The sequence below is a fragment of the Lentibacillus sp. L22 genome (assembly GCF_040812445.1).
GTDB lineage: Bacteria > Bacillota > Bacilli > Bacillales > Amphibacillaceae > Lentibacillus_C > Lentibacillus_C daqui.
The window spans coordinates 57,027-64,068 of sequence record NZ_JBFNXI010000014.1 but is presented as its reverse complement, the minus strand read 5'-3'; the positions used below and the strand labels follow the sequence as shown (position 1 = coordinate 64,068).

Below are 7,042 nucleotides of genomic sequence, written 5' to 3'. Positions count from 1 at the left end.
TCAGAAAACAAATCCCAATTCCGAGGATACTCTATTAATTTACACAAACTTATTGACAGTACCAATAAATAGATGTTAACAAAAATGTATCTGTGCTTTGCAATAATAAAACCCATATAAAGTTTATAGTAAGGACATAAACCACAAAAATTAAACCTACACTCATAATCCTTTTTGTTCCATAAAAAAGCTTTACATTGAATTTCCTAGTAATCAAATACAATAAGAACTAATGTCGCAAAAATAAAATCTGCAAACTGTGGATATCCGCTTTTCCAAAAATAGAATGGTGTAAGAATAAAATATAATGAATACAAAAATAAGATTAGTTTGTCTAAAAATGAATATCTTTCTATCTTACTCATGTATGTTTTCTTTGTTTGTAACATTTCAGTTCAGCCCCATCATAAAACTTTGTAACCCATATTTATTCAATCACCATAAATTTTGGCTATAGGAATTTATCTATCTCATCCAGGTAAGCTTTAACCACCAACTGTCGATCGAACTCTTTTTCAACTTTTTTTTCTACCGGATAAACCCATTTCTATCTTCTTTTTATGAGAATGACCTAAAAACATCTCAATTTTATCTATGAGATCCTTACTGTTTTCTTGTTCTACAACATACCCATTAACACCATCGTCAACAATTTCCCTACATCCGCTTCTATTTGTTGTAATAATAGGACGTCCACTAGCAGCACTTTCCAATAATACATTGGACATACCCTCAGGATAGTAGGTAGGGTGAACGGTACAATAGGATATTTTATGAAATTCTCTTACATCATCCTGCATGCCGTGATATTTAATAATTCCTTCAGATTGCAGTTCATTTAGCTTATCCTCATAATTTTGCTCACAGTAACCCAAAACATGGAAAACCGTGTTTGGATATTTATTTCTTATATACTTTGCCGCATCTAAATATTGATCGATTCCTTTTTCTTTCATAATTCTGGAGATGAACATAAAATGTATTTTATTATCAGAAGGATAGGGTAGTAAAGAAAAATGTTGTGTGTTTACACCCGATCCTGGGATAATCTTGGATTTCTTTATTTTAATATTTTTATCTTTAAAGAATTGTTTGTTCTCTTCATTTTGAAAGAATATACAACTAGCTTTTTTATAAGCAACTCGATACATTTGTAAAAGGATTTTTTGGATTAGACTTTCATTCTCAACCGCCGTCCCAAGTCCCGTCACATTAGGAAAGAAGGAGACATTCTGAAATCTGCATACCAAGCCACCATAAATATTTGGTTTTACCGTATACGACAAAACGGCATCAGGTTTAATCCTTTTAATAATTTTGTAATAGCCAAATAACAACTTCAAATCCTTTATTGGATTCATTCCCCGTCTGTCCAAAGGTAAATTTATAAATTCACAACCCATTTCTTTCAAAAGTTCAACCTTAGGACCATACGGAAGCACTAGACAAACTTTATACCCCTCATCTAAAAGTCTTTCAATAATCTCCCTACGAAAATTATATGTATAAGCGTGATGGTTAGAGAGTATTACTATTTTTTTCATGCCAACCCTCCGTCATTTTAATCGATTCTTCAAAACCTATAAAATCTATTTTCGGTTTATTTTTATTAGTTGAGAGGGTTTTTTCATAAACCAAGTCCCCAAAAACCTTATCTATAATACTAAATCTGAATAACCTTATCGGATAGTTAAACAATTTTGTTAATCTGATATTACACCCATGTGTTTCAGCTATTGTTCTTACCATATCAGAGGTGCACACATACTCCTCATTTTGCGGGAAATATATTCCTTCCTCAAAGCCATCAATTAACAACCTAATAAGCTCACTTAAATTATCTATATAAATCATACTTCGTTTATTATTAACGTCCGGAAAAAGAGGTGATTTCATCGCTAGTTTTGCTAAGCGTTGGTAATTCCCTTTACACCCTTTACCATAAATCATCGGCGGACGCAAAATAGCAATTCTAAAATAATCATCATCTAAAGACTTTATTAGCCCTTCCGCCTGCAGTTTTGACTTTCCATAATTACTTTTGGGATTAGCAGGAGTGTACTTATGAATAACTCCCTTATCCATTCCATAAACACTCATCGAGCTCAAAAAGATAAATTGCTTAACACCTTCGCCCTTAGCTTTTTGTGCAACCTCAAATGCTAAGTCACGGTTAACCTTATAATAAAAATGTGCATTTTCTTTTGTTTCCTTTTGATGCGCAATTCCCGCCACGTGCAATACGACATCATAACCAGAAAAGTCCTTCTCCTTCCAAGATCCATCCCGCAAGCTAATTTTGTCCACACTATATTGTTCAGGATAATCCGAGACCCATTTCTCAAAGGAATTACCCACATAACTATTCACACCAGTGATAAGAATCTTTTTCATTCCGAGTCCGTCTCCTTATCACTCGCAACTTCCTTCTTTGCCGTTGTTCCGGTTCCACCTTCAACAACACCATCATGCTTCATAACGCTAATTAACGTACCCACAAAGCATTTCACATCAAAGCCAAAACTCATTCGTTCTACATACTCTCCATCCAACTTTGCTTTCACCTCAATAGGGAGTTCATCCCGTCCATTAATCTGCGCCTAGCCGGTTAGACCAGGTTTGACATCGTTGGCACCATATTTATCTCTTTCTTCAGTTAAATCATATTGATTCCAGAGTGCTGGACGTGGGCCAATAATACTCATTTGTCCGACAAAGATATTCCAAATCTGTGGCAGCTCATCGAGTGATGTTTTCCTCAGGAATTTCCCCATTTTTGTTATATATTGATCCGGGTCTTTCAGAAGATGTGTTGGCGTATCTTTCGGCGTATCAATTCTCATGGTACGAAATTTTAAGATATGAAAGTAATGTTTATGAATGCCTATTCGCTTTTGTCTAAATAGAACCGGACCTTTTGAATCGAGCTTAATCGCCAAAATGAGAATCAAAAAAATGGGTGATAATATGATTAAGGCTAACAGAGAAAGAACGAAATCTATCAGTCTTTTAAATTTTAAGTAGATCATACGATTCACGCTCCAGCCTTTTTCTATCACTAGGACATAGTGGCACTTTCTTCTACTTTCTGTTTCAAATATGCGTACAACTCATCCCGAATCTCCTCATTCTCCAACGCCAAATCCAGTGTCGTCATCACAAACCCCAACTTCTCGCCAACATCATACCGCTTGCCCTCAAAGTCATATGCAAATACATTTTGCAGCTGATTCAAATACTGGATCGCATCGGTCAACTGGATCTCGCCACCAGCACCCGTTTCCTGCTTATCCAGGAATTCGAATATTTCCGGTGTCAATATGTAACGACCCATGATTGCCAAATTGGAAGGCGCAGTTCCTTGTTTTGGCTTTTCCACAAAGTGATTGACTTGATAACGTCGACCTTCAACCGTACTTGGATCAACAATGCCGTAACGATGGGTTTCCTCCGCTGGTACCTGTTGTACGCCGACCACGGAGCTTTGGGTTTCTTCAAACTGTTGAATGAGCTGTTTCAGACAAGGTGTTTCTGCCTGAACAATATCATCACCCAATAAAACGGCAAATGGCTCATCGCCAATAAACTTCCGGGCGCACCACACTGCATGACCTAATCCTTTTGGCTCTTTTTGCCGAATATAATGAATATCCACTTTTGACGGTTGCTTGACTTTTTCCAGTAGATCAAACTTTTCCTTTTTCATCAGATTATCTTCTAACTCGAAGTTATTATCGAAATGATCTTCAATCGCACGTTTGCCTTTACCCGTGACAATGATAATATCCTCGATTCCCGATGCCATTGCTTCCTCTACAATATATTGAATCGTTGGCTTATCAACAATGGGTAACATTTCTTTTGGCATTGCTTTAGTTGCGGGCAGGAACCTCGTTCCAAGGCCCGCAGCTGGTATAATTGCCTTTTTCACTGTTTTCAATACGATAACCCCCATGGATAGAAATTCCGTTATTTATATCATTCTATTTATCATATAACCTTGTGCTAAATATCATTCGATTTATTTAATAAGATTCATGAACTGCCATTAACGTGTGTTTCGTATGCGCAATCCGTAACAATTCCTCTTTCAGATCAACAGCTGGGTATGCTTCAAACTGTTCAATGAATGATCGAAAAAGTCTGGCGTCCACGGCACTTGTCCGTCCCACATAAATCTTCTCATACACTTCCCCAGGATGAACGTCCTTGTCGCTAAGCAGTTCCTCATACATCTTCTCACCAGGACGAATGCCTGTGAACTTGATCGGAATTTCTTCTTCAGTGTATCCGGATAGTTTGATCAAATTCCGTGCTAAATCAACGATTTTCACCGGTTCGCCCATATCCAGGACAAAGATTTCGCCACCCTTTGCCAGTGTTCCCGCTTGAATCACCAATCGGGAGGCTTCAGGAATGGTCATAAAGTACCGGGTGATGTCTGGATGCGTCACTGTTATTGGTCCACCGTGTTCAATTTGTTTTTTAAACAATGGGATTACACTGCCACGGCTGCCGAGTACATTGCCAAAGCGGACGGCAACAAATTTCGTCTTGCTTCGGATCGCCATATCCTGAACAACCATTTCTGCGACCCGCTTCGTTGCCCCCATGACATTAGTCGGGTTGACGGCTTTATCGGTCGATACCATCACAAATGTTTGGATGCCAAATGTATCAGCTGCTTCTGCGACATTTTTCGTGCCGATGACATTGTTTTTCACCGCTTCATGTGGATTATATTCCATCATCGGTACATGCTTATGGGCTGCAGCATGGTAGATAAACGTTGGCTGATGAGCTTCAACAATGTCAAAGATGCGCTGGCGGTCCTGAACATCACCAATAATCGGGACAATCTCGGTTTCGGTCTCCCCGTGGATTTCTCTTAGTTCCATATCAATCGAATAAATGCTGAATTCTCCATGACCCACAAGCAGGATTTTACCAGGACTAAACCGCATCAACTGACGGCAAATTTCCGACCCAATCGATCCACCCGCTCCAGTGACCATGACCATATTGCCGGTAACATATTCCGAGATCGCATCAATATCAAGCTTGACTGGCTCGCGACCCAATAAATCCTCAACCTCGACATTTTTCAGATGGCTAACCGACACTTTTCCTGTCATTAAATCCTCAATTTTCGGGATCATTTGCACCTTGGCATTGGTTTTATTACATTCAACCACAATTGTCTCGAGTGCGCCATTATGTAACGATGGAATTGCGATTACAATATGTTCGATCGCCATATCTTTTACGAGTCGCTGAATATCTTTTACAACACCGGCAACTGGCAGATTAAATAATTGCATTTTTTGCTTGGACGGATCATCATCAACAAACGCAACCGGCAATAATTCCGCATTGTTCTGGTCATTTTTTAACTGACGGGCAATCATCGCACCCGCTGATCCGGCACCAACAATCAACGTTCGCTTCTTATTCGTATTCGTTGCTATGTATCTATCGCGGAAAACGCGCCACATAAATCGCGACCCACCGATTAAAATAATGTGCAACAACCATGTCACAATCAACGCTCTTTTATAAATTTGAAAATCATTTACTAAATATTGCACGATTCCTGCTGATACAATAGAGAGCGTAATTGCTTTAACAATCGCTTTTAACTCGCCGACACTGGCATAGGCCCATACTTTGTTATATAACTTATAAACAAATGCAAAGACATGATGAAAGATTAATAGGGCAACCGCGCTGATGATCAGTGCAGGCATATCCAATATGTCAAGCGTTGGATAAACAATCCATGCCGCCACAAAGATCGCAAACGACACAATAATCGAATCGAGCAGGATCAGTAGGGTCATCCGTGTACGATAGGCCAAGTTGTCATCTCCTTTCTGATTTTATTCTTGATTCGTGCATGATACCGCGAATGGTTTCTGGAATGAAGAAAATACCCTCTAGCGTATATGCACCTTTTCAAGTAAGCTATCCATCCCACCTTTATGATAGCCATCTATGTAAATCGACATCTTAAAACATTCTTGTCCCATATTACTAAAGAACTAGTCATTTTTTTAGTGACTTTTGTGATAAAAAGTCACAAGTTAAATTTGGTGATACGAGATTCACCCGGGATGGAGGTGTTTCGCGGCTCGATCGTTGTTTGTGGCTTTCTTGGTGCGCGCGCCTATTGTCGTGAAAGCGAGACGCACTTTCTCCTGATTTGGCCGTGTCCTCTCCCGAACTTAAGCGCCTCCTCTCCCGACTTAGGGCGGGAGAGAACGCGCTCTACTTCATAATTCGTCGCAGAAATTCCACGGCCTTTGCGCGGTGACGAATATTGATTTTATGATAGATTTCACTAATATAATTTTTTACCGTACCTTCCCCAAGGTATAGTTGATGGGCAATATGTTTATTGGTATGTCCCTCCATGATAAGATAGGCGATATCCAACTCCCTGGTGGAAAAGTAGAGTCCCCTATTTTCCAATCGTTTCGCAAGGATTTGCTTCTTGTTCATGGTCAGCTCCCTGATTCTCGTTGCCAGTATCCGGGCAACCTCCCCCGATAGCACTGTTTGTCCACGAGCTGCATCCCGAATCACCTGTATCAAGCTGTCCGCGTACAATGCTTTAAGCAGGAAGCCATCCGCTCCAACGCTAATGCCCCGGATCACGGTATCCTCATCGGCATCTGATGTCAGTATCACAACTTTGATATCAGGATAGTGTTCTTTTAGATAGACAGTCGTTCGAATCCCATCCATGTTCGGCATATGTATATCCATCAACACAACGTCTGGCCGGGTTTTGTCTACTTCACGTTTGTCTATTTCACGAATGGCAGCTTCCCCATTTTCCGCTATCCCAATGACCTGAATATCGTCTGTTTTATCTAAAATCGCTTGGACACCTTCACGAAACAAACGCTGATCTTCAACAAGCATAACCTTTATCATCTAACTACCACACACCCTTCAGAACAGAAGGATGGTTCTTCTGTCCCCGTTTAACACTACCGTTCCCTAGGGATGATCTCCCATCTCCATCAATGTACCCGGA

5 protein-coding genes and 1 pseudogene are annotated in these 7,042 nt (G+C 39.8%); all 6 read right to left on the bottom strand.

The genetic code is table 11. The features are described from left to right. Positions 1–515: 515 nt before the first annotated feature. The 6 genes and pseudogenes from ABRT01_RS08890 to ABRT01_RS08865 all read right to left on the bottom strand — a co-directional run bounded on the left by ABRT01_RS08890 (position 516) and on the right by ABRT01_RS08865 (position 6,939). Entirely contained in the window at positions 516–1,544 is a 1,029-nt protein-coding gene (locus ABRT01_RS08890; RefSeq protein ID WP_367746849.1) for a glycosyltransferase family 4 protein, read from the bottom strand. After that, a complete protein-coding gene (locus tag ABRT01_RS08885) occupies positions 1,519–2,394 on the bottom strand; it encodes an NAD-dependent epimerase/dehydratase family protein (protein WP_367746848.1) in 876 nt (291 codons plus the stop codon). The genes ABRT01_RS08890 and ABRT01_RS08885 overlap by 26 nt, the downstream gene beginning before the upstream one ends. Then, a pseudogene (locus ABRT01_RS08880) lies at positions 2,391–3,029 on the bottom strand (sugar transferase). Before ABRT01_RS08880 ends, ABRT01_RS08885 begins: the two are co-directional and overlap by 4 nt. Before the next feature lie 29 nt (positions 3,030–3,058). Beyond that, complete coding sequence (gene galU / locus ABRT01_RS08875; RefSeq protein ID WP_367746847.1) at positions 3,059–3,940, bottom strand: UTP--glucose-1-phosphate uridylyltransferase GalU; 882 nt, start codon at positions 3,938–3,940, stop codon at positions 3,059–3,061. Between the two features lie 85 nt (positions 3,941–4,025). Continuing rightward, the gene (locus ABRT01_RS08870) at positions 4,026–5,858 is read right to left on the bottom strand and encodes a polysaccharide biosynthesis protein (RefSeq protein WP_367746846.1); all 1,833 of its coding nucleotides are present in this window, start codon (positions 5,856–5,858) and stop codon (positions 4,026–4,028) included. Between the two features lie 409 nt (positions 5,859–6,267). Beyond that, on the bottom strand, positions 6,268–6,939 hold the full coding sequence (locus ABRT01_RS08865; protein WP_367746845.1) for a response regulator: 672 nt from the start codon (positions 6,937–6,939) through the stop codon (positions 6,268–6,270). Positions 6,940–7,042 lie beyond the last annotated feature (103 nt).